Here is a 20,240-nt window from a genome sequence, read left to right on the forward strand (position 1 = left end):
TTCCGGACGACTGAGCAATCATTCCGCGGCAGCGGCGACGGCATTGTCATGGAATTCCTCGCGATAAGGCCTGGCAGTCGGCGGCAGTTCGCGCTTGAGGAAATAGTCCTCGTTGCGCAGCTGGCGCAGGAAGGCAGGGATCATCTCGCGGTAGCCGGCCAGGATCGACGGTGTCGGCGCCGGCAGGTCGTGCTTGATCAGTTCGTGCAGCTTCGGCAGCGCATGATAAGGCACCATCGGGAACATGTGATGCTCGACATGGTAGTTCATGTTCCAGTAGATGAAGCGGCTGATCGGGTTCATGTAGACGGTGCGGCTGTTGAGCCGATGGTCGGTGACATTCTCGGCCAGGCCGCCATGCTGCAGCAGCCCGACCATGACGTGATGCCAGGCGCCGTAGAGCCTGGGCAGACCGACCAGCATCAGCGGCAGGAACGAACCGGAATACAGCGCCAGCGCGACGGTGGCGGCGTAGATGGCCGTCCAGATGCGGGCGATGCGGATCGCTTTTGGCTGTTCCTGCTCGGGAATGAAGGTCTTTTCCGCCGCGCTGATGTTGCCGGCGGCGTTGCGCAGCATATCGCTCATCGCATGCCAGGCGTCTGTTACACCGACGAAGGCCAGGATAACGCGAACCAGATCCGGCGGCCGCATGACCGAGATTTCCGGGTCGCGGCCAACGATAATGGTGTCGGTGTGATGGCGCGTGTGGCTCCAGCGCCAGGTCACCGGATTGCGCATGATCATGAAGCAGGCGGTCTGATAGACCACATCATTCATCCACTGCGTCCGGAACGCCGTGCCATGGCCGCATTCGTGCCAGCGTGAATCGGTGGAGGAGCCGTAGAGGACGCCATAGACGAAGAAGAACGGCACGCACCACCAGCTACCCCAGAACCAGGCGCCGCCGGCGCCGCTGACGATCAGCGCGGCGAACCAGATGATGGTATCGCGGATCGCCGGCCCGTCAGAGCGTTGCATCAGCTCCTTCATCTGCTTGCGCGGAATCTCGGTGTGATACCATTCGGCTGCCGACAGGCCGGTCTCGACGGCGAGCTTCGCGTCGCGACCGATCAGGCTGTAGTCACGCCGGGACGGTGTTGCGGTCATGATTGCCTCCCACGGCAAACGGCGCTCGCCATAGCGAATGCCAGCCACACATTGGCTTCGAGCCTGAAAATAGCGCCGACCGATGATAGACTCAACATCACAAAGATAGTTTCTATCATTTCCTATCAGAATGATGTAGGACACCCCTGGCGATCCAATGAGGCAAGCATGGCGAAACGGCCGACCATATCAGACCTGGCGCGCATCTCCGGTGTCAGTGTCGCCACGGTGGACCGCGTGCTCAACAGCCGCCTGCCGGTGCGCGAGGAAACGGCGCGCCGCGTCTACGAGGCGGCGACCGAGATCGGCTATCACGCCGCGGGCCTGATCAAGCAGCGGATGCGCCATGAATTGCCCGAATACCGGCTCGGCTTCCTGCTGCTCAAGGGCAACTACGTCTTCTACAGCGAGTTCGCCCGCGAGCTTGAACTTGCCGTTTCGCGATCGCCGCGTTTCCGCGGCGTCGCCATGATCGATTTTGCGGACTCGCTGGCCCCAGACGAAATCGTCGAGCGCGCGCGCAGGCTGGCGACCAAGTGCAGGGCCGTCGCTTTGGTCGGGCCGGACCATCCGACGCTGACGGTCGCCGTCGAGGAGATGAAGGCGAAAGGACTGCCGGTGTTTTCCCTGCTGTCCGACTTCGCCGCGGGCATCCGCGAAGGCTATGTCGGCCTCGACAACCGCAAGGTCGGCCGCAGCGCGGCCTGGATGATCTCGAAGGCGGCGAAACGGCCGGGCAAGGTCGCCCTCTTCGTCGGCAGCCACCGCTTCCACGGCCACGAACTGCGCGAGATCGGCTTTCGCTCCTTCTTTCGCGAACAGGCGCCGGAATTCACCTTGCTCGAGACATTGGTCAATCTCGAGGCCAACCAGATTACCCAGGACACGCTGCTCGATCTCCTTGGCCGTCACGCCGATCTGGTTGGCTGCTATGTCGCCGGCGGCGGCATGGAAGGCGCTGTCTCCGCCCTCAGGCAGGCAAAGCCGGCCGAGATGCCCGCGGTCATCTGCAACGAGATCAACGCGACATCGCGCTCCGCCCTGGCGGACGGCATCCTGACGATGGTGATCTCGACGCCGTTGGCCGCCCTGTGCCGCGAACTCGTCGACCTGATGGCGCATGCCATCGAGACGGGCGCGGCGAACGCGCCTGGCCAGACCTTCCTGCCGTTCGACATCTATCTGCCTGAGAATATCTAGGGGAGGTTGACCTAAACATCCCCGAATTCGTCATCCACGGGCGGAGCAAGGAGCGTAGCGACGCGGCGCAGACCCGAGGATCCATGCCGTGACGCTGATCGTAGAGCGCAGCGGCTGCGAATAGCCACGCCAAGCATCGCCTTTTGATCCCCCAGATCCTGCACCGCAGAAGCGCACATCTGTCACGGCATGGATCCTAGGGCGTGGACTCAACGTGTCGCAGCCAAATCCTTAGGGAGGCGAGGGTAAGAGTTGCGAGGAAGTTTCGACCAAGTTTGTCGAAGCGGGTAGCGGCCCTGCGGAACTGCTTGAGTTTGCAGAAGAAGCGCTCGATGCGGTTTCGCTCGCGATAGAGGTCTGGCGCGACAAATCTCTTTGCCTTTACGTGCCGACGGGTCGGGATGTGAGCGCACCCGCCAGTCTCGGCAACAAGGGCGACGAACGGCCAACTGTCATAGCCTTTGTCGGCGACAAGCGCCTTTGCTGGCGCCAGCCCTTCGATCAATTGCGGGGCGAATGTCTTGTCGGATGCCTTTCCCTCCGAGATGAGGAGACGGATCGGCAGGCCGTCTTGATCGAAGAGCGCGTGGACCTTGGTGCTCAGTCCGCCATGAGAACGGCCAATGGCGTTATCCGGACCCCCTTTTTACCTCCCGCCGCATGCTGGTGGGCGCGGATTATCGAACTGTCGATCAGGTGCAAAGACTGTGGTGACTTAGCCGCCAGCGCTTCAAACATCGCCAACCAGACACCTCTTTTGGCCCAACGGTTGAAGCGGTTGTAGACCGTGGTGTAGGGGCCATACCGCTCGGGCAGATCGCGCCAAGGCGATCCGGTCCTCAGAACATAAAATATGCCATTGACCACCCGCCGATCGTCGACCCGCTTCTTGCCCAAGCCATGTGGCGGCAAAAGCGGTTCCACGATTTGCCATTCTGCTTCGCTTAGATCGTAGCGTGCCATCATCGCCTCCTAATCAAAGGCGTTGAATCACTGCTTCAAAGGCCATGCAAGGGTTGAGTACGCGCCCTAGGGTCTCCGCGACGTCGCTTCGCGACTGCTTCGCCCTAGGATGACGAAGTCGAGATGCTTCGCGGGCGGTGGTGGCTGCAAGGCTGCCAGCGCCTTAGGCCCCGATCCACTTATGGCCTCGGCCTCGGCCTCGGCTTCGACCATCCATCATCCGAAAATCGCGCATCGGGTTTTGGAATCTCCCTTGACGCCTCAGGGCAAAATGGAATAAATATTTCACCAACTGTGTATTTTGGTTCTTTCGTTCCGAAGCATCTGTTTCAAACAGAGAGCTTGGCGTTCCAGCAAACGGCAAGGCTCCCCGGAACGAGACGATATCAGGGAGAGATTCCCCGGGGAGATCGGGGATTCCGGATAGATCGGTGCAACCGGACACCAAAAGTGGAGGAGAGATAAAATGAAGAAACTGCTTTTGGGCGTCGCATTCGCGGCGCTGATGAGTTCATCCGCCATGGCCGCCAAGATCGGCGTCTCGATGGCCAAATTCGACGACAACTTCCTGACCGTGCTGCGCAACGGCATGATCGAGCAGGCCAAGGGCCTGAGCGGCGTCGAGCTGCAGGTCGAAGACGCGCAGAACGACGTCGCCAAGCAGCTCGACCAGATCAAGAACTTCGCCGCCTCGGGCGTCGACGCCATCATCGTCAACCCGGTCGACACTTCGGCCACGCAGGCGATGTCGGATGCCGCGGCGGCCGCCAAGATCCCGCTGGTCTACGTCAACCGCGAGCCGGTCAATGTCGACACGCTGCCGGACAACCAGGCATTCGTTGCCTCGAACGAGGCCGATTCCGGCACGCTCGAGACCAAGGAAGTCTGCCGCCTGTTCACGGAAGCCGGCAAGAAGGAAGCCAATGTCTATGTGATCATGGGCGAGCTTTCCAACCAGGCCGCCGTGCAGCGCACCAAGGATATCGAAGAGGTGATCGCCACGCCGGATTGCAGCTTCATCAAGATCATCGACAAGCAGACGTCGAACTGGAACCGCGACGAGGCCCAGAACCTGATGACCAACTGGCTGTCGACCGGCAAGCCGTTCGATGGTGTGATCGCCAACAATGACGAAAGCGCCATCGGCGCCATCCAGGCGATGAAGGCCGCCAACATCGACATGAAGACGGTCGTGGTCGGCGGCGTCGACGCCACCCAGGACGCGCTTGCCGCCATGCAGGCGGGCGACCTCGACGCAACCGTGTTCCAGGACGCGGCCGGCCAGGGCGCGGGTGCACTGGATGCAGCATTGAAGCTGGCCAAGGGCGAAAAGGTCGAACACAAGGTCTACGTCCCCTTCCAACTGGTGACGCCGGCCAACATCGACAAGTTCCTGAAGAAGAACTGAGCAGCGGACATACGGAGCGGCGCTCACGGCGCCGCTCCTCTTTCCCTCAGCGCCGGTAGGGCAGCGAGGGCGACCGTGGCTGACGGAGGACAGAATACGTGGCACAGACATCTCATGGGGTCGGCGGGGTCGGCTATGACGCGAAGAAGCGCGCATGGCCTGCCGAAATCAACGTCTTCCTGGCGCTCGTCATTCTTGTTGTCGTCTTCGAATTGATCGGCCGGATCTTTCTCGGCGACAGCTTCCTGTTCAACACCCGCAGCGATGTCAGCGCGATCTTCAACGAAGCCCGCCTGCAGATCATCATCCTGCAGGTCTCGATCGTCGGCATCATCGCCATCGGTGTGACGCAAGTGATCATCACCGGCGGCATCGACCTGTCCTCGGGTTCGATCGTCGGCGCGACCGCCATGATTGCCATGAGCTTTGCCCAGGTGGCGACGGTCAACGGCAACCCCAACCCCAAGGCGATGTTCCTCGCGCAAGGCTGGACCGATCTGCCCGTCATCGTGCCGGTGCTGGTGGCGATCGGCTGCGGCCTGTTTGCAGGTCTGGTCAACGGCGCCTTGATTGCCTACACGCGCATTCCGCCTTTCATCGCCACGCTCGGCATGATGGTCACCGCACGCGGCATCGCCAAATGGTGGTCCAAGGGCCAGCCGATCTCGTTTCCCACCGAAGGTTTCGCGGCCATCGGCAAGGGACTGATGCCCGTCATCATCTTCCTGTCGCTGGCGGTGCTGTTCCAGCTGATCATGACCTACACACGGTACGGCAAGCATTGTTACGCGATCGGCTCCAACGAGGACGCCGCGCGCATGTCCGGCATCAAGATCGCCAACCACAAGATCCTGGTCTACGTCATCGCCGGTGTGCTTGCAGCACTCGCCGCCGTGGTGCTGAGCTCCAAGAACCTGACTGCGCAGTCCGGCATGGGAGTCATGTACGAACTCGACGCCATCGCGATGGCTGTCATCGGCGGCGTCTCGCTGTCAGGCGGCCGCGGCTCGATCATCGGCACGGTGATCGGCTCGCTGATCTTCGGCGTCATCATCTCCGGCTTCACCTTCCTGCGCCTCGACGCCTACTACCAGGAGATGGTCAAGGGCGTGATCATCGTCGGTGCGGTGGTTCTCGACCAGTGGCGCCAACGCCTGCGGGCAATGAGGGCTTGACCATGTCAGACATCGTCCTGAAGACCGAAAACCTGACCAAGCGCTATGGTGGCGTGCATGCGCTCGAAGGCGCGAACTTCGAGCTGCGCAAGGGCGAGCATGTCGCCATCATGGGCGACAACGGCGCCGGCAAGTCGACCTTCGTGCGCCAGATCACCGCCGTCGAGCAGCGCACCAGCGGCCAGATCTGGTTCGACGGCAAGGAAGTGAATTTTGCCGGGCCGATCGAGGCCCGCACGGCGGGCATCGAGACCGTGTTCCAGAACCTGGCGCTGGCCGACGATCTCGACGTGCCGTCGAACCTGTTCCTCGGCCGCGAAAAGGTGCTGTTCAACCTTGGGCCGTTCTCGATCCTGGATCGCAAGTATATGCGCAAGGCGACGGAAGCGGCGCTGATCCGTACGGCGGTAAAAATCCCCAATCTGTCCAACACCATCCGCCATATGTCTGGCGGCCAGCGCCAATGCGTGGCGATCGCCCGGACCGCGACTTTCGCGTCCAAACTCGTCATCATGGACGAACCGACGGCGGCGCTCGGCGTGCAGGAGACGGCGCAGGTCGAGAACATCATCCGCACGCTGAAGGACAATGGCGAATCGCTGATCCTGGTCAGCCACAACATGCGCCAGGTGTTCGACCTTTGCGACCGCATCGTCGTGTTCCGGCGCGGCCGCATCGTCGCCAATCTGCGCAAGCAGGACACCGACGGAAACGATATCGTCTCCTACATCACCGGCGCCAAGACCGGTGAGGCCGAACTCGCGGCTTGAGGCCGGGCGCGGAGGCGGTGGTCACCGCCTCCCTGTCGATCTTGTCTTGACCGTAAATCACCCGCGCCCATCACCGGCGCCCCGCTTCGAACCACCCTCAAAGGACATTCCATGACTCTCCGCTTCGCCCTCCTCGGTGCCGGCCGCATCGGCAAGGTCCACGCCCGCGCCGTCGGCTCCAACCCGCAGGCCAAACTGGTTGCCGTCGCCGACGCGTTCGAGAAGGCCGCGAAGGAACTGGCATCGGCCTATGGCGCCGAAGTGCGCACCATCGACGCCATCGAAAAATCGGCGGATATCGACGCCGTCGTCATCTGCACGCCGACCGACACCCATGCCGATTTGATCGAGCGCTTCGCCAAGGCCGGCAAGGCGATCTTCTGCGAGAAGCCAATCGACCTCAACGTCAAGCGGGTCGAGAAGTGCCTGGCTGTGGTCGAGAGAACCAAGGCGACGCTGATGGTCGGCTTCAACCGCCGCTTCGATCCGCATTTCGCCGCCGTGCGCAAGGCGATCGACGACGGCGCCATCGGCACCGTCGAAATGGTCACCATCACCTCGCGCGATCCGGGCGCGCCGCCGATCGACTACATCAAGCGTTCGGGCGGCATCTTTCGCGACATGACCATCCATGATTTCGACATGGCGCGCTTCCTGCTCGGCGAGGAGCCGGTGGCGGTCAGCGCGCACGCCTCGGTTCTGGTCGACAAGAAGATCGGTGCTGCCGGCGATTTCGACAGCGTCAGCGTCATCCTGGAAACCGCTTCCGGCAAGCAGGCCGTCATCTCCAATTCGCGCCGTGCCACCTATGGCTACGACCAGCGCATCGAGGTGCACGGCTCGAAGGGCATGGTCGCTGCCGAGAACCAGCGGCCGGTGTCGATCGAGCTGGCCAACGAAAAGGGCTACACGCGCCCGCCGCTGCACGACTTCTTCATGACCCGCTACCTCGATGCCTATGCCAACGAGATCGCTGCCTTCATCGCAGCGGCGACGTCAGGCAAGAAGGCGGCACCGAGCGGCGCTGATGGGCTGGTGGCGCTGAAGCTGGCGGATGCGGCGCTGAAGTCGGCGACGACAGGCAAGACCGTCCGCCTCGACAAGTAAGAATTCGGGCCCAAGGCACAGGAGCAGAGCGATGAGCGCAACAGCCGATCGCAATTCACAGACACGCGCCATCGTCACCGGCGGTGCGCAAGGCATCGGCTTTGCCGTCGCCACGGCACTGGCCGACGAGGGTTGCCGGGCACTGGCGCTTATCGGCCGCTCGCAGGAGAAGGGCGACAAGGCCGTCGCCCATTTCAAGAAGTCAGGCGTCGACGCGATCTTCATCAGCGCCGACGTTTCAAAGGTGGCGGACTGCAAGCGTGCGGTCGCCACCGCGATCTCGCATTTCGGCACCATCAACGCCCTGGTCAATGCCGCCGCGACATCGGCGCGCGGTTCGCTGGTCGAAACCAGCGAAGAGCTGTTCGACACGATTTTCGACACCAATGTGCGTGGGCCGTTTTTCCTGATGCAGGGCGTGGTGGCGCATCTCTTGGAGAAGAAGGCACCCGGCTCGATCGTCAATGTGCTGTCGATGTCGGCGCATACCGGCCAGTCGTTCCTGACGCCCTATTCGACCAGCAAGGGCGCGCTGATGACGCTGACCAAGAACGTCGCCAATGCCTATCGCTATAACCGCATCCGCTGCAACGCGGTGCTGCCCGGCTGGATGGACACCGAGGGCGAGGACATCGTGCAGAAGAAATGGCACGACGCGCCCGACGACTGGCTGGCGAAGGCCGAGGCGGCGCAGCCGATGGGGCAATTGGTCAAGCCGGACCAGCTTGCCCGGCTGATCAGCTACATGGTCAGCCCGCAGTCCGGTGTCATGACCGGGTCGCTGGTCGACTATGACCAAAGCATTGCAGGGGCGTCGCCCGAATAGCAGCAACCGAGCAGCCTCGCGTCCAGAACAAGCTCGGCCGTGCGTCGGTGCGACCAAACCATCAGGCATCCGCGCTCTGAGTGCCGGTAGCGTCTCAGTGGGAAATAAGCGCACCGATCAGCACGAAGCCGACCTCAATGACGGGGATTGCAGCGTAGACGGCAAGAAAACCAGCAATCCACATCCCAATTTTGACCAGCCAGGACGGATGAGGAATAGCCTTCCAAGCGAAAAATACGCTCGCGACGCCCAAACACAATGCGACAATGCCAATGACCGGAGACCGCGTCATTGGCAGCATCAGGTCATCAAAAACAAGAAAGACCGCGCTAATGACGATTAGCTGGGTCGCGAGGCCAAATAGAAACGCGCGCTTCACGCGGCCCTCCCCGTGCTATCTTTATCGGCATCAGGCGACGCTTTCGTTTTGTAGGGCCGCGCTTTCCCGGTTTCGGAGCAACGACATCCATCATCCGGCAAAGATCGTCCATTGACCAGAGGGGCTTGAAAAACGCCTATCAACATTGCAGGCGACATTTTCGGCGTCTTGTGCACTTCCTGTTGCCGCCGCATCTCCAGTGTCTAGATAGTCAGGAGGTCGAGATGGTGTCTGCGCCCGAAGAACGTACCAACTGGACAGTCGCCGGGGCAAAAGCCCGGCTCTGGCAGGTTATCGAGCGCGCGCAGTCTTCGCCGCAGACGATCACCAGAAACGGCAAACCAAGCGTGGTTGTCGTCTCGGTCGAGGAATGGCAGCGCAAGACCGCGCGCAAGGGTACACTTGCGGAATTCCTGCTGGGGTCGCCCCTGCGCTGCGCCGATCTCGACCTTGAACGTTTGCGCGACGAGTATCGTGATCTGCCGCTGTGAGGCTACCGCTCGATTGCCGTCAGGGCACGTGACAAACGCCTCCGCTTCGACTATATGAGCCTCATGATCAACCTGTCCGCCACGTATTGGTACTTTAGGAGCTCGCTGGCGGCGGGAGGATTGCGCTCGATCTGAAGATTGCAGCAACAACATCCGAACAGCCGCCATACCTGGCGGCTTTTTTGTTTTCAGCCGGCAGGTTTCCCAAACAGGAGCAGAAAGCCGTGTTGACCACCACAGATGATCTTCGGGTCAAGGAAATCAGGGAATTGAGTACGCCGGATCAGGTGATGCGGGAGATCCCGCGCACGCTGACGGCGACGCGCACCGTGACAGCGTCGCGCAACGCGATCCACGCCATCTTGAACGGTACCGACGACCGACTGCTCGTCATCGTCGGCCCCTGTTCGATCCACGATCCGGTCGCCGCCGTTGACTATGCCAGCCGTCTGGCGGCGCTGCGTGAGACTCTATCCGACCGACTCGAGATCGTGATGCGGGTCTATTTCGAAAAGCCGCGCACGACGGTCGGTTGGAAGGGCCTGATCAACGATCCCGACCTCGACGGCAGCTTCAACATCGACAAGGGGCTGCGGATGGCACGCAACGTGCTCTCCGCCGTCAACAATCTCGGCCTGCCGGCGGCGACCGAATTCCTCGACATGACGACGCCGCAATACATTGCCGACCTCGTCGCCTGGGGCGCGATCGGCGCGCGCACGACCGAAAGCCAGATCCACCGCGAGCTTGCTTCCGGCCTGTCCTGCCCGGTCGGCTTCAAGAACGGCACCGACGGCAATCTGCGGATCGCCGCCGAGGCCGTGAAATCCGCCGCCCAGCCGCATCATTTCATGGCGGTGACCAAGGGCGGACGCAGCGGCATCGCGACGACATCAGGCAATGAGGACTGCCACGTCATCCTGCGCGGCGGCGTTCAGCCGAATTATGACGCGGCCAGCGTCGAGGCCGCCAGCGCCGAACTCGCCCGCATCGGCGTCGCGCCCAGGCTGATGATCGATGTCAGCCACGCCAACTCGAGCAAGAAGCCCGAGAACCAGCCCAAGGTGGCGGCCGATGTCGCCGGCCAGGTCGCGGCGGGCGACGAGCGCATCATCGGCGTGATGATCGAGAGCAATCTCGTCGCCGGCCGGCAGGATGTCGTGCCCGGCAAGCCGTTGGTGTATGGCCAGAGCATCACCGATGGCTGCATCGACTGGGCGACCACCGAGACGGTGCTGCACGGCCTTGCCGGTGCCGTCGAGTGGCGCCGCTCGGTGCGCCGCGCCATGATCGACAGCCGCCAAGGTGCTGCCTGATACGGATGGCGATATGGGAAGGGCGGCGGTTCCGGTTTCAACCGGGATTTACGCCGCCCTCAGCCCCTCCCATGCGGTGAGTACGGAAACCGCAACCAGAAGCAGCCCCGCCGCCCGGCCGGCAAAGGCGGTCGCACGGGGATTGGCGACCAGCAGATTGCGGCTGCGGCCGGCTGATATGGCGAGCCCGCCATAGACCGCAAACTGCATGGCGATCGTCATCAATCCCATGATGGAAGCCTGCATCCAGATCGGACCGTAGTCCGGCTTCAGAAATTGCGGATAGACCGCGAAGACGAAGAGATAGGCCTTCGGATTGATCAGGCAGATCACCACCCCCTGGCGAAACGCCTTCCATGCGGAGCGGCTGCCGGCAGGTCCCTCATGGCCGACCTTGATCGAACTGCGCATCAGCGTCAGCCCGATAAAGGCCATGTAGGCGGAGCCGGCGATCAGCAGCGGATTGTAGAGGATCGGCACGAAGTGCATCAGCAGGCCGACGCCGAGCGCGCCGTTCAGCGTATGCACCATGCCGCCCAGCATGATGCCGCCGGTCGCGGCAAGTCCCCTGTTGCCGCCACCGGTCAGCGCATTGGCAAGCACGAAAAGCATATCCATGCCGGGCACGATGATGATGCCGAAGAGGAGGAGACAGAAGAGCCAGAGGTTTTCCGCGTAACCCATGTCAGTTGCCTGTCCCTTCGCCCGGCCAAGCCGCAGCGGAATGTGTTGATTCACAACTCGATAGACGCTCCTATAGGTCAGCCCAACTGACGATGGTGTGTCAGTTGCGATCGGAATACGGGTGAAAAATGCGCAAGGCGTCACGCCTGTTCGAGATCATCCAGATCGTGCGGCTGGCGCGGCAGCCGGTGACGGCGGCAACGATTGCCGAGCGGCTGGAAGTGACGGTGCGCTCGATCTATCGCGATATCGCAGCACTGCAGGCGATGCGCGTGCCGATCGAGGGCGGGCGTGGCATCGGTTATATACTCCGCCCCGGCTTCGACCTGCCGCCGCTGATGTTTTCCGTCGAGGAGATGGAGGCGATCGTCCTGTCGCTCGCGTTGCTGGAGCGCACAGGAGACAGCGAGCTCAAGCAGGCGGCCAAGCGCGTCAGTGCCAAGATCGCCGGCGCGGTGCCGCCGCCCTTGCGCCAGGCGTTCGACGCCAATGCCTTGCATGCATGGGGGTTCGCCGCGCCTTCGACCGGCGCGATCGATCTGGCGCTGGTGCGCCGCGCCATCCGCGACGAGGAGAAGCTCGACCTCTCCTATCGCGACGAAATGGGCCGCGCCTCCGAGCGGCTCGTCCGGCCGATCGCCCTGATCTATTACGCTGAAACCGCCAACATCGTCGCCTGGTGCGAGTTGCGCCAGGCGATCCGCAATTTCCGCAGCGACCGAATCGAGGATTGCCAGGCGACGGGGCTACGATTCAAGGGCGAAGGCGACCGGTTGCGGCAGGTCTGGGTCAACGGCTGGGAGACGAACGTCGCTACCGCCGCCGTCTGAAGCCACCTTCGCTTAGTGAAAACCGGGTGCGAGACTACCTCACATCCACCCAGCGCTTTTCCTCGAACGATCTCGCCATTGCGTGCACCGTGCGCTCGATCTCCAGCCCTTCGGCAAATTCGATGAGCCGCGCCGGTTTGCCGGCAAGCCGCGTCAGCAGTTCGTGGCATTCGATGATCTTGAGATCGTTGAAGCCGAGCCCATGGCCGGGCGCCGGCAGGAAGGCGTCGTAGGGCTTGTGGTGCGGCGCCACCAGGATGGTGCGATAGCCCTGTTCTGTCGGCCGGTCGGCGGTTACATAGAGCTGGATTTCGTTCATCCGCTCCTGATCGAACAGGATCGACCCCTTCGAGCCGAAAATCTGGATGGCGATGCGGCCCTTGCGGCCCCAGGCCGAGCGGTTGACCAGCAGCGTGCCGGCAATGCCGTTTTCCAGATGCATCAACACGCTGGCGATGTCATAGGTCTCCACCGCGCGACGGCCGCCGGCGGCCACCTTGCGGTCGGCATAGGGTTTGGCCATGTCGCAGATGACGCTGGCGACGCGGCCGAACAGGGCTGAGACCAGCGACAGCGGATGCACGGCGAAATCGTCGAGCGCGCCGTAACCGGAAGCCGCCTCGTGCTTCCAGAAGAACAGCGCCTCCGGGTCGGCCATGAAATCCTCGTCCATCTCGATGCGCAGATGGTTGACCTCGCCGATGATCTTCTCGTCGAGCAGCGCGCCGATGTGACGGATGGCCGGGCTCTGGATGTAGTTGTAGCCAAGGGCTGCGACCTTGCCGGACTTTTTCGCCGCGGCCGCCATCGCCTCGGCTTCGGCGAAGCTCGGCGCCATCGGCTTTTCGCACCACAGATGCTTGCCGGCTTCCAGGATGGCGATGGCCATTTCCGGATGGAACTGGTTGGGCGTGGTCAGCGAGACGATATCGACGTCAGGGTCGTTGACGACGGCGCGCCAGTCGCCGGACGCCTTGGCGAAGCCGAACTCGCCTGCCTTGCGTTGGGCAAGCTCCTCATTGACCTCGCCGAGATGGACGAGCCGCGGCTTGGGCACGTCGGGAAAGACGGCGCCGACGGCACTCCATGCGATGGCGTGACACTTGCCCATGAAACCCGTGCCGATGAGACCGACGCCGACCATTTTTCGTTTCTCCACTGCCTGAAGCATCAGATGGATGAATTAGTCCATTTTTTCTTGGAATGGAATGTCTGCCTCATTTTTTATGGCGTTCTTGCGCAAGCTCGCTATGATGATGCACAGAGGGCGCTTCACGCATGAGCTTGGACAGAGCGACGATGGACGAACGGGTACCTCGCGACTTCGAGACATTGCGCGCCACGATCCTGGATCGGCGCGAAAGCCTGCCGAAGCGCATCGCCCAGATCGCCGCCTATGCGCTCGACAATCCCGACGATATCGCCTTCGGCACCGCCGCCAGCATCGCCGCTTCGGCCGGCGTGCAGCCTTCGACCCTGATCCGCTTTGCCCAGCAGCTTGGCTTCGATGGTTTCACCAGCCTGCAGCAAGTGTTTCGCGAGCGGCTGCGCGAGCGCAACTCATCCTATGACGAGAGGCTGCAGGCGCTGCGCGCGAAGGCCGAGGGCGGTGCCGGCCACCGCGCGATCTTCGACGGTTTCGTCGCTGCCGCCAGCACCTCGCTCAACGATATCTCGCGCACGCTGGACGAAGCGCATCTGGAAGACGCCATTTCCCTGCTGGCGAAGGCAGAGACCATCTACGTGCTGGCCAAGCGCCGCTCCTATCCGGTGGCGTCTTACATCGCCTATGCGCTGGGCAAGCTGAAGATCCGCAACCAGCTGATCGAATCGGCGGCCGGCCTGAATGCCGAGATGATCGGCTTCGCCACGCCGGCGGATGCCGTCATCGCCATTTCCTTCTCGCCCTACGCACCGGCCACCATCGAGGAGGCACGCAGCATTTCGGAACGGGGCGTACCGATCGTCGCCATCACCGACAGCTCGTTTTCGCCGCTCGCCCAGTTCGCCAAGGTCTGGTTCGAGGTTGCCGAGGCGGATTTCGCCGGCTTCCGTTCGCTGTCGGCGACGATGGCGCTGGCCATGGCGCTGACCGTCGGCGTCGGCGAGAAGCGACGCGATACGGGCCGCAAGCGCAAGGTCTAGATAATTTCTGTCGCCGCTTCGGCTCCTGCCGAAAGCCGCGCTGCGTCGCGCGCGGGCGGCGACCCGAACTGGCGGGCATACTCGCGGCTGAACTGGGAAGCGCTCTCATAGCCGACGGCGAAAGCGACGCTTGCAACATTGCCTGGCTGGGCAAGCAGCAAATGGCGGGCCTCCAACAGCCGGATCTGTTTCTGATACTGGATCGGACTCATGGCCGTCGCGGCCTTGAAGTGGCGGTAGAAGGCAGCGTTGCTCATATGGGCGATTTCAGCCAGATCGCTGACCCGGACCTGCTGATGGCAATGTGTGCGGATCCAGGCAATCGCCTGGCCAATCCGGGACAGATGGCCGTCGGCGCGCGCAAGCTGGCGAAGCTTTCCGCCCTGGGGGCCTTGCAGCAGCCGAAACAACATCTCGCGTTCGAGCATGGCCGCCAGCACGGGAATCTCCGCTGGCCGGTCGAGCAGCCGCATCATTCGACGCAAGGCATCGAGCAGGTCCTCATTGACGGGTGAGGTGGAGAAACTGTCGCCGCCGAGCGCCGGCTCGTGCTCTACGAGGAGCGCGGCGACGGCCTGCAGGTCGAGGGTGAAGCCGATCGCCAGGTATGGATGTCTGGCGCTCGCCGCGACCAACTGGCTGATGGTGGGTGTGTCGACAGTGTAGATGAAATAGCTGGCGGGATCGTATCGAAGGGTCCGGTCCCCGATCAGAACCGTTTTCGCGCCCTGCAGCACAAACAGGACCCCCGACCCCCATACCCCCGCCATTGGGGCCGTGGCGACTTCGCTGCGGCCGATCGAAACGCGGGGGATCGCCGTTGTCGTTCGTCGCCCGCGCGCATGACGGCCGGCAATATCGATCAACTCCTGCAGTGCCTCGCTCATGACCTCAGCATCGCGCATCCATGCAAGCCGCACAACCCATATGAGAGGATTAGGCAAGAGCCGGAGAGTTTCCGGCGCGCGGCTTTTCGCGCGAGGCGCCATCTCTGAGGTCTTCGACATGGAGAGATGGAGAACCCAGATGACGAGATCGAAAACCGCCGTGGTGACGGGCGCCAACAAGGGCATCGGCCACGAAATCGCCCGGCGGCTGGCGACGATGGGCTTCAAGGTGTGGCTCGGCGCCAGGAATGCCGAGCGTGGCATGGCGGCAGCACAGGAATTGCGCAGCGAAGGTCTGGACGTTCAATGGCTTGAGCTGGATGTCACGCAGGACGAAAGCGTGGCGGCTGCAGCCAGGACTGTCGGGGCGGAAAGCCCTTGTCTCGACGTGCTGGTGAACAATGCCGGCATCGCCATCAACTACGAACTGCCGCCGAGCCAGCAGCGTCTTGCCGATGTCAGAGCCACCTATGACGTCAATGTCTTCGGACCGATCCGCGTGACCCAGGCCTTCCTGCCGCTGCTGCTTGCAGCGCCGACCGCCCGCATCGTCATGGTGAGCAGTTCCACGGGATCCATCGGGCGCGCGCTCGATTCCGGTACGCCGAACCAGTCGGTCAATTTGATGGGCTATGGCAGCTCCAAGACGGCCCTGAATGCCATCACCGTCGCGTTCGCCCGCGAGCTTGCACCGAAAGGCATCAAGATCAATGCAGCGGCGCCCGGCTATACCGCCACCGACCTGAATGGATTTAGGGGCCACCGCACCGTGCAGCAGGCGGCCGAGATCGTCATCCACCTGGCAACCCTGGATGCCGACGGTCCGAACGCCGGGTACTTCAACGACGATGGCCCGCTTCCGTGGTGAACGGAGCCAGGCCCGCCAAAGTCTCTTCCCGCACGCGACACCTGGTGGTACTTTTCGCAGAAGGAATGCTCATTCCATATTGACTATGGATTGGAATTATTATTTCATATTCCCGGCGCCACGCTGCCGCTCGCGCGTGTACCCCAAGACAACAAGGCCGACGGGAGGTTCCAATGAGCGAAGCCGTGGACGCGAAACAGGCGCCGCTCGACGTCATCACCATCGGTCGCGCTTCCGTCGACCTTTATGGCCAGCAGATCGGCTCGCGGCTGGAGGATATCACCTCCTTCGCCAAGTCGGTCGGCGGTTGCCCGGCCAATATTTCGGTCGGCACCGCGAGGCTCGGCCTGCGTTCCGCACTGCTGACCCGCGTGGGCGACGAGCAGATGGGCCGCTTCATCCGCGAGCAGCTGACGCGTGAAGGCGTCAACGTCGACGGGCTGAAGACCGACAAGGAGCGGCTGACCGCTTTGGTGCTGCTGTCGGTCGAGGATGAAGGCGTTTCGCCGATGATCTTCTACCGCTCGGACTGCGCCGACATGGCGCTGGCGCCTGAGGACATCGATGAGGCCTTCGTCGCCTCGGCCCGCTCGATCGTCGTCACCGGCACGCATTTTTCCCGCCCCAACAGCGACGCCGCGCAGCGCAAGGCGATCCGCATCATGAAGGCCAAGAGCGGCAAGGTGGTGTTCGACATCGACTACCGGCCCAATCTGTGGGGTCTCGCCGGCCATGCCGAAGGGTTCGAGCGCTATGTGAAATCGGACCGGGTCTCGGCCCAGCTGAAGACGGTGCTGCCCGACTGCGACCTCATCGTCGGCACCGAGGAAGAGATCATGATCGCCTCGGGTGCCGATGATTGCCTGAGCGCCTTGAAGACGATCCGCTCGCTGTCGTCCGCCACCATTGTGCTCAAGCGCGGCGCCATGGGTTGCATCGTCTATGACGGACCGATCAGCGACGATCTGGAAGACGGCGTCGTCGGCAAGGGCTTTCCGATCGAGATCTACAATGTGCTTGGCGCCGGCGACGCCTTCATGTCCGGCTTCCTGCGCGGCTGGCTGGGCGGAGAAGACCATGCGACTGCCGCGACCTGGGCCAATGCCTGCGGCGCCTTCGCCGTGTCGCGGCTGCTCTGCGCGCCGGAATATCCGACCTTCGAGGAGCTGCAGTTCTTCCTCAAGCACGGCAGCAAGCACCTCGCTTTGCGCAAGGACGAAGCGATCAATCACATCCATTGGGCAACGACGCGCCGGCGTGACATTCCCTCGCTGATGGCGCTCGCCTGCGACCACCGCGTGCAGCTCGAGGATGTGGCTGCGAAGGCCGGCGCCGATCCGGCCCGCATCCGTGATTTCAAGGTGCTGGCGGTCAAGGCCGCCGCGAAGGTCGCCAACGGCCGCGACGGTTACGGCATGCTGATCGACGAGAAACATGGCCGCAAGGCGATGTTCGAGTTCGCCCGTCATCCCTTCGCCTGGCTTGGCCGGCCGGTGGAGCTGCCGGGCTCGCGGCCGCTGCGCTTCGAATTCTCGCAGGACATCGGCTCGCAGCTCACCGAATGGCCGGTCGATCACTGCATCAAGTGCCTGTGCTTCTACCATCCCGACGATCCGGCGGCACTGAAGGAAGAGCAGCAGCAGAAGCTACGCTCGCTGTTCGAGGCCGCGCGCAAGGTCGGCCGCGAATTGCTGGTCGAGATTATCGCCGGCAAGCATGGCAAGCTCGACGACACGACCATCCCGCGCGCGCTGGAGGAGCTCTATGCGCTCGGCATCAAGCCGGACTGGTGGAAGCTCGAGCCACAGGCGTCGAGCGGCGCCTGGGCGAAGATCGAAGCCGTCATCCTGAAGCACGATCCATGGTGCCGGGGTGTCGTGCTGCTTGGCCTGGAGGCGCCGCAGGACGAGTTGGAAGCGGCTTTCGCCGCCACCGCCAAGGCACCCATCGTCAAGGGCTTTGCCGTCGGCCGCACCATCTTCGTCCATGCAGCAGAACAATGGCTGGCCGGCAAGATGTCGGATGACGAGGCTATCGCCGACATGGCTTCGCGCTTCGAACAGCTGACCGAAGCGTGGCTTGCCGCGCGCGGCCGCAAAGCAGCATAAGAAGACGCGACGCAGGACTGCGGAGGAAAACATCATGAGCAAGACAATCCGCCTGACGATGGCGCAGGCGCTGACCCGCTTCCTCAGCCGCCAGATGACCGAGATCGATGGCAAAAAAGTCCCGATCTTCGGCGGCGTCTGGGCGATCTTCGGCCACGGCAATGTCGCGGGCATCGGCGAGGCGCTCTACCAGGTGCGCGACGAATTGCCGACCTTCCGCGCCCACAATGAACAGGCGATGGCGCATGCGGCGATCGCCTATGCCAAGGCCAATTTCCGCCGCCGCTTCATGGCCGCGACCTCTTCGATCGGCCCCGGCGCGCTCAACATGGTGACGGCGGCGGCGCTTGCGCATGTAAACAGGTTGCCCGTCCTGTTTCTGCCCGGCGATGTCTTCGCCAACCGCATCCCCGATCCGGTGCTGCAGCAGGCCGAGGATTTCTCCGACGGCACGGCGACGGTCAATGACTGCTTCCGTCCTGTGTCGCGCTATTTCGACCGCATCACCCGGCCGGAGCAGATCATTCCAGCGCTGAGCCGCGCCATGCAGGTGCTGACCGATCCGGCTGATTGCGGCCCGGTGACGCTGTCGCTCTGCCAGGACGTCCAGGCCGAGGCCTATGACTATCCCGAGAGCTTCTTTGCCGAGCGGGTCTGGCACCAGCGCCGGCCGCGCCCGGACCGCCATGAGCTTGCCGCCGCGGTGGCGGCGTTGAAGGGGGCGAAGAAGCCGCTGGTGATCGCCGGCGGCGGCGTCCTCTATTCGCAGGCGTCGGACGAACTGGCGAAATTCGCCGAGGGCGCCGGCATTCCTGTCTGCGAGACGCAAGGCGGCAAATCCTCGCTGCCGGACGATCATCCGCTCAACATGGCGGCGGTCGGCGTCACCGGCACTTCCGCCGCCAACCGGCTGGCGGAGGAAGCCGATGTCGTGCTTGCCATCGGCACACGCCTGCAGGACTTCACCACCGGCTCGTGGGCGCTGTTCAAGAATTCCGGCAAGACCATCATCGGGCTCAACGTGCAGCCTTTCGACGCCGGCAAGCACCGGGCGCTGCCGCTGGTCACTGACGCGGCCGAGGGCCTGGCTGAACTCGGCGCGGCACTGAAGGGCTGGAAGGCACCTTCCACCTGGACCGAGAATGCAGCCACCGGCAAGAAGGCCTGGCAGACCGAGGCGGCCAAGGTGACGGCGTCGACAAATGCCGCCTATCCATCGGATGCACAGGTGATCGGCGCCGTGCAGCGCGCCATGGGCTCCAGTGTGACGCTGCTGCATGCCGCAGGCGGCCTGCCGGGCGAACTGCACAAATTATGGCAAGCAGGCGCGCCCGGTTCCTATCACGCCGAATACGGCTTCTCGACCATGGGTTACGAGATCGCCGGCGGGCTCGGTACCAAGATGGCCAAGCCAAACGAGGAGGTCGTCGTCATGATCGGCGACGGCTCCTATCTGATGCTGAATTCCGAGATCGCCACGTCGGTGATGCTCGGCCTGAAGCTGACCATCGTGCTGCTCGACAACCGCGGCTATGGCTGTATCAACCGGCTGCAGATGGCGACCGGCGGCGCCAACTTCAACAATCTGCTGAAGGACTCGCGCCACGAGGTCCTGCCTGACATCGACTTCGCCGCGCATGCGGCGAGCATGGGCGCGATTGCCGAAAAGGTGCCGTCGATTGCCGGGCTGGAGAACGCGCTGGCACAAGCCAAGAAGAATACGCGCACCACGGTGCTGGTCATCGACACCGACCCGCTGGTTTCCACCGATGCCGGAGGCCATTGGTGGGATGTGGCGGTGCCGGAAGTGTCGGCACGGCCGCAGGTCAACGCGGCGCGCAAGGCGTATGACGAAAAGCGGCAGATGCAGACCATTGGCGATTGATATAGGCGCTGAAGCTCCTCCTTCTCCCCGTCTCTATACGGGGAGAAGATGCCGGCAGGCAGATGAGGGGCGGCGCCAACGAGCAAGA

19 protein-coding genes are annotated in these 20,240 nt (G+C 63.0%); 13 read left to right on the plus strand and 6 right to left on the minus strand.

The window, feature by feature from the left end:
• Nucleotides 1-18: 18 nt before the first annotated feature.
• Nucleotides 19-1,110, minus strand: a complete 1,092-nt coding sequence (locus tag ACZ89F_RS30505; protein WP_476095894.1) for a fatty acid desaturase family protein — start codon at nt 1,108-1,110, stop codon at nt 19-21.
• Nucleotides 1,111-1,278: 168 nt separating this feature from the next.
• On the opposite strand from ACZ89F_RS30505, the gene ACZ89F_RS30510 reads away from it, so the two are divergent.
• Nucleotides 1,279-2,310 (plus strand): LacI family DNA-binding transcriptional regulator, encoded by a 1,032-nt coding sequence (locus tag ACZ89F_RS30510; protein WP_476095895.1) that lies wholly within the window; start codon nt 1,279-1,281, stop codon nt 2,308-2,310.
• A gap of 196 nt (nt 2,311-2,506) precedes the next feature.
• On the opposite strand, the gene ACZ89F_RS30515 is transcribed toward ACZ89F_RS30510, so the two are convergent.
• Nucleotides 2,507-3,273 (minus strand): IS5 family transposase gene (locus ACZ89F_RS30515; protein WP_476095896.1). Its coding sequence is split into 2 segments (ribosomal slippage): nt 2,507-2,949 and nt 2,949-3,273, totalling 768 coding nucleotides; the frame shifts between segments, so codons are not numbered across the junction.
• A 466-nt stretch (nt 3,274-3,739) separates the two neighbouring features.
• Between ACZ89F_RS30515 and ACZ89F_RS30520 the strand changes: the two genes are divergently transcribed.
• The 5 genes from ACZ89F_RS30520 to ACZ89F_RS30540 all read left to right on the plus strand — a co-directional run bounded on the left by ACZ89F_RS30520 (nt 3,740) and on the right by ACZ89F_RS30540 (nt 8,559).
• Nucleotides 3,740-4,681, plus strand: a complete 942-nt coding sequence (locus tag ACZ89F_RS30520) for a sugar ABC transporter substrate-binding protein (protein ID WP_476095897.1) — start codon at nt 3,740-3,742, stop codon at nt 4,679-4,681.
• 98 nt (nt 4,682-4,779) lie between these two features.
• Nucleotides 4,780-5,856, plus strand: a complete 1,077-nt coding sequence (locus ACZ89F_RS30525) for an ABC transporter permease (protein WP_476095898.1) — start codon at nt 4,780-4,782, stop codon at nt 5,854-5,856.
• A 2-nt stretch (nt 5,857-5,858) separates the two neighbouring features.
• The gene (locus ACZ89F_RS30530; RefSeq protein ID WP_476095899.1) at nt 5,859-6,626 is read left to right on the plus strand and encodes an ATP-binding cassette domain-containing protein; all 768 of its coding nucleotides are present in this window, start codon (nt 5,859-5,861) and stop codon (nt 6,624-6,626) included.
• 111 nt (nt 6,627-6,737) lie between these two features.
• On the plus strand, nt 6,738-7,733 hold the full coding sequence (iolG, locus tag ACZ89F_RS30535) for an inositol 2-dehydrogenase (RefSeq protein ID WP_476095900.1): 996 nt from the start codon (nt 6,738-6,740) through the stop codon (nt 7,731-7,733).
• Nucleotides 7,734-7,764: 31 nt separating this feature from the next.
• Entirely contained in the window at nt 7,765-8,559 is a 795-nt protein-coding gene (locus tag ACZ89F_RS30540) for an SDR family oxidoreductase (protein ID WP_476095901.1), read from the plus strand.
• A 94-nt stretch (nt 8,560-8,653) separates the two neighbouring features.
• On the opposite strand, the gene ACZ89F_RS30545 is transcribed toward ACZ89F_RS30540, so the two are convergent.
• Nucleotides 8,654-8,938: a hypothetical protein gene (locus ACZ89F_RS30545; protein ID WP_476095902.1), complete on the minus strand. Its 285-nt coding sequence runs from the start codon at nt 8,936-8,938 to the stop codon at nt 8,654-8,656.
• Nucleotides 8,939-9,162: 224 nt separating this feature from the next.
• On the opposite strand from ACZ89F_RS30545, the gene ACZ89F_RS30550 reads away from it, so the two are divergent.
• On the plus strand, nt 9,163-9,429 hold the full coding sequence (locus tag ACZ89F_RS30550; RefSeq protein ID WP_476095903.1) for a type II toxin-antitoxin system prevent-host-death family antitoxin: 267 nt from the start codon (nt 9,163-9,165) through the stop codon (nt 9,427-9,429).
• A 224-nt stretch (nt 9,430-9,653) separates the two neighbouring features.
• Nucleotides 9,654-10,745 carry a 3-deoxy-7-phosphoheptulonate synthase gene (locus tag ACZ89F_RS30555; protein WP_476095904.1) on the plus strand — a complete coding sequence of 364 codons (1,092 nt, stop codon included), beginning with the start codon at nt 9,654-9,656 and terminating at the stop codon, nt 10,743-10,745.
• 48 nt (nt 10,746-10,793) lie between these two features.
• On the opposite strand, the gene ACZ89F_RS30560 is transcribed toward ACZ89F_RS30555, so the two are convergent.
• Entirely contained in the window at nt 10,794-11,429 is a 636-nt protein-coding gene (locus tag ACZ89F_RS30560) for a LysE family translocator (RefSeq protein ID WP_476095905.1), read from the minus strand.
• Between the two features lie 128 nt (nt 11,430-11,557).
• Here ACZ89F_RS30560 and ACZ89F_RS30565 point away from each other — a divergent pair, with 128 nt between their 5' ends.
• Nucleotides 11,558-12,259, plus strand: coding sequence for a helix-turn-helix transcriptional regulator (locus ACZ89F_RS30565; RefSeq protein ID WP_476095906.1), 702 nt, complete (start codon nt 11,558-11,560; stop codon nt 12,257-12,259).
• 34 nt (nt 12,260-12,293) lie between these two features.
• Here the strand turns inward: ACZ89F_RS30565 and ACZ89F_RS30570 are convergent, their stop codons facing one another.
• The gene (locus tag ACZ89F_RS30570) at nt 12,294-13,403 is read right to left on the minus strand and encodes a Gfo/Idh/MocA family protein (protein WP_476095907.1); all 1,110 of its coding nucleotides are present in this window, start codon (nt 13,401-13,403) and stop codon (nt 12,294-12,296) included.
• A gap of 155 nt (nt 13,404-13,558) precedes the next feature.
• Between ACZ89F_RS30570 and ACZ89F_RS30575 the strand changes: the two genes are divergently transcribed.
• Nucleotides 13,559-14,404, plus strand: a complete 846-nt coding sequence (locus ACZ89F_RS30575) for a MurR/RpiR family transcriptional regulator (protein WP_476097435.1) — start codon at nt 13,559-13,561, stop codon at nt 14,402-14,404.
• On the opposite strand, the gene ACZ89F_RS30580 is transcribed toward ACZ89F_RS30575, so the two are convergent.
• Nucleotides 14,401-15,291, minus strand: coding sequence for an AraC family transcriptional regulator (locus ACZ89F_RS30580; protein ID WP_476095908.1), 891 nt, complete (start codon nt 15,289-15,291; stop codon nt 14,401-14,403). The two genes, ACZ89F_RS30575 and ACZ89F_RS30580, sit on opposite strands and share 4 nt — an antisense overlap.
• A gap of 139 nt (nt 15,292-15,430) precedes the next feature.
• Between ACZ89F_RS30580 and ACZ89F_RS30585 the strand changes: the two genes are divergently transcribed.
• From ACZ89F_RS30585 to iolD, 3 genes are all read left to right on the plus strand, one after another.
• A complete protein-coding gene (locus tag ACZ89F_RS30585) occupies nt 15,431-16,159 on the plus strand; it encodes an SDR family oxidoreductase (protein ID WP_476095909.1) in 729 nt (242 codons plus the stop codon).
• Between the two features lie 173 nt (nt 16,160-16,332).
• Nucleotides 16,333-18,267, plus strand: coding sequence for a bifunctional 5-dehydro-2-deoxygluconokinase/5-dehydro-2-deoxyphosphogluconate aldolase (locus ACZ89F_RS30590; protein WP_476095910.1), 1,935 nt, complete (start codon nt 16,333-16,335; stop codon nt 18,265-18,267).
• A gap of 34 nt (nt 18,268-18,301) precedes the next feature.
• Nucleotides 18,302-20,152, plus strand: a complete 1,851-nt coding sequence (gene iolD / locus ACZ89F_RS30595) for a 3D-(3,5/4)-trihydroxycyclohexane-1,2-dione acylhydrolase (decyclizing) (protein WP_476095911.1) — start codon at nt 18,302-18,304, stop codon at nt 20,150-20,152.
• The last annotated feature ends 88 nt before the right edge of the window (nt 20,153-20,240 follow it).

It is taken from the genome of Mesorhizobium sp. USDA 3734 (assembly GCF_056279665.1).

Coding starts and splice junctions, on each gene's coding strand:
- ACZ89F_RS30505 (WP_476095894.1), bottom strand. CDS start 1,110: ATGACCGCAACACCGTCCCGGCGTGACTACAGCCTGATCGGTCGCGAC.
- ACZ89F_RS30510 (WP_476095895.1), top strand. CDS start 1,279: ATGGCGAAACGGCCGACCATATCAGACCTGGCGCGCATCTCCGGTGTC.
- ACZ89F_RS30520 (WP_476095897.1), top strand. CDS start 3,740: ATGAAGAAACTGCTTTTGGGCGTCGCATTCGCGGCGCTGATGAGTTCA.
- ACZ89F_RS30530 (WP_476095899.1), top strand. CDS start 5,859: ATGTCAGACATCGTCCTGAAGACCGAAAACCTGACCAAGCGCTATGGT.
- iolG (WP_476095900.1), top strand. CDS start 6,738: ATGACTCTCCGCTTCGCCCTCCTCGGTGCCGGCCGCATCGGCAAGGTC.
- ACZ89F_RS30540 (WP_476095901.1), top strand. CDS start 7,765: ATGAGCGCAACAGCCGATCGCAATTCACAGACACGCGCCATCGTCACC.
- ACZ89F_RS30550 (WP_476095903.1), top strand. CDS start 9,163: ATGGTGTCTGCGCCCGAAGAACGTACCAACTGGACAGTCGCCGGGGCA.
- ACZ89F_RS30560 (WP_476095905.1), bottom strand. CDS start 11,429: ATGGGTTACGCGGAAAACCTCTGGCTCTTCTGTCTCCTCCTCTTCGGC.
- ACZ89F_RS30565 (WP_476095906.1), top strand. CDS start 11,558: ATGCGCAAGGCGTCACGCCTGTTCGAGATCATCCAGATCGTGCGGCTG.
- ACZ89F_RS30570 (WP_476095907.1), bottom strand. CDS start 13,403: ATGGTCGGCGTCGGTCTCATCGGCACGGGTTTCATGGGCAAGTGTCAC.
- ACZ89F_RS30575 (WP_476097435.1), top strand. CDS start 13,559: ATGGACGAACGGGTACCTCGCGACTTCGAGACATTGCGCGCCACGATC.
- ACZ89F_RS30580 (WP_476095908.1), bottom strand. CDS start 15,291: ATGAGCGAGGCACTGCAGGAGTTGATCGATATTGCCGGCCGTCATGCG.
- ACZ89F_RS30585 (WP_476095909.1), top strand. CDS start 15,431: ATGACGAGATCGAAAACCGCCGTGGTGACGGGCGCCAACAAGGGCATC.
- ACZ89F_RS30590 (WP_476095910.1), top strand. CDS start 16,333: ATGAGCGAAGCCGTGGACGCGAAACAGGCGCCGCTCGACGTCATCACC.
- iolD (WP_476095911.1), top strand. CDS start 18,302: ATGAGCAAGACAATCCGCCTGACGATGGCGCAGGCGCTGACCCGCTTC.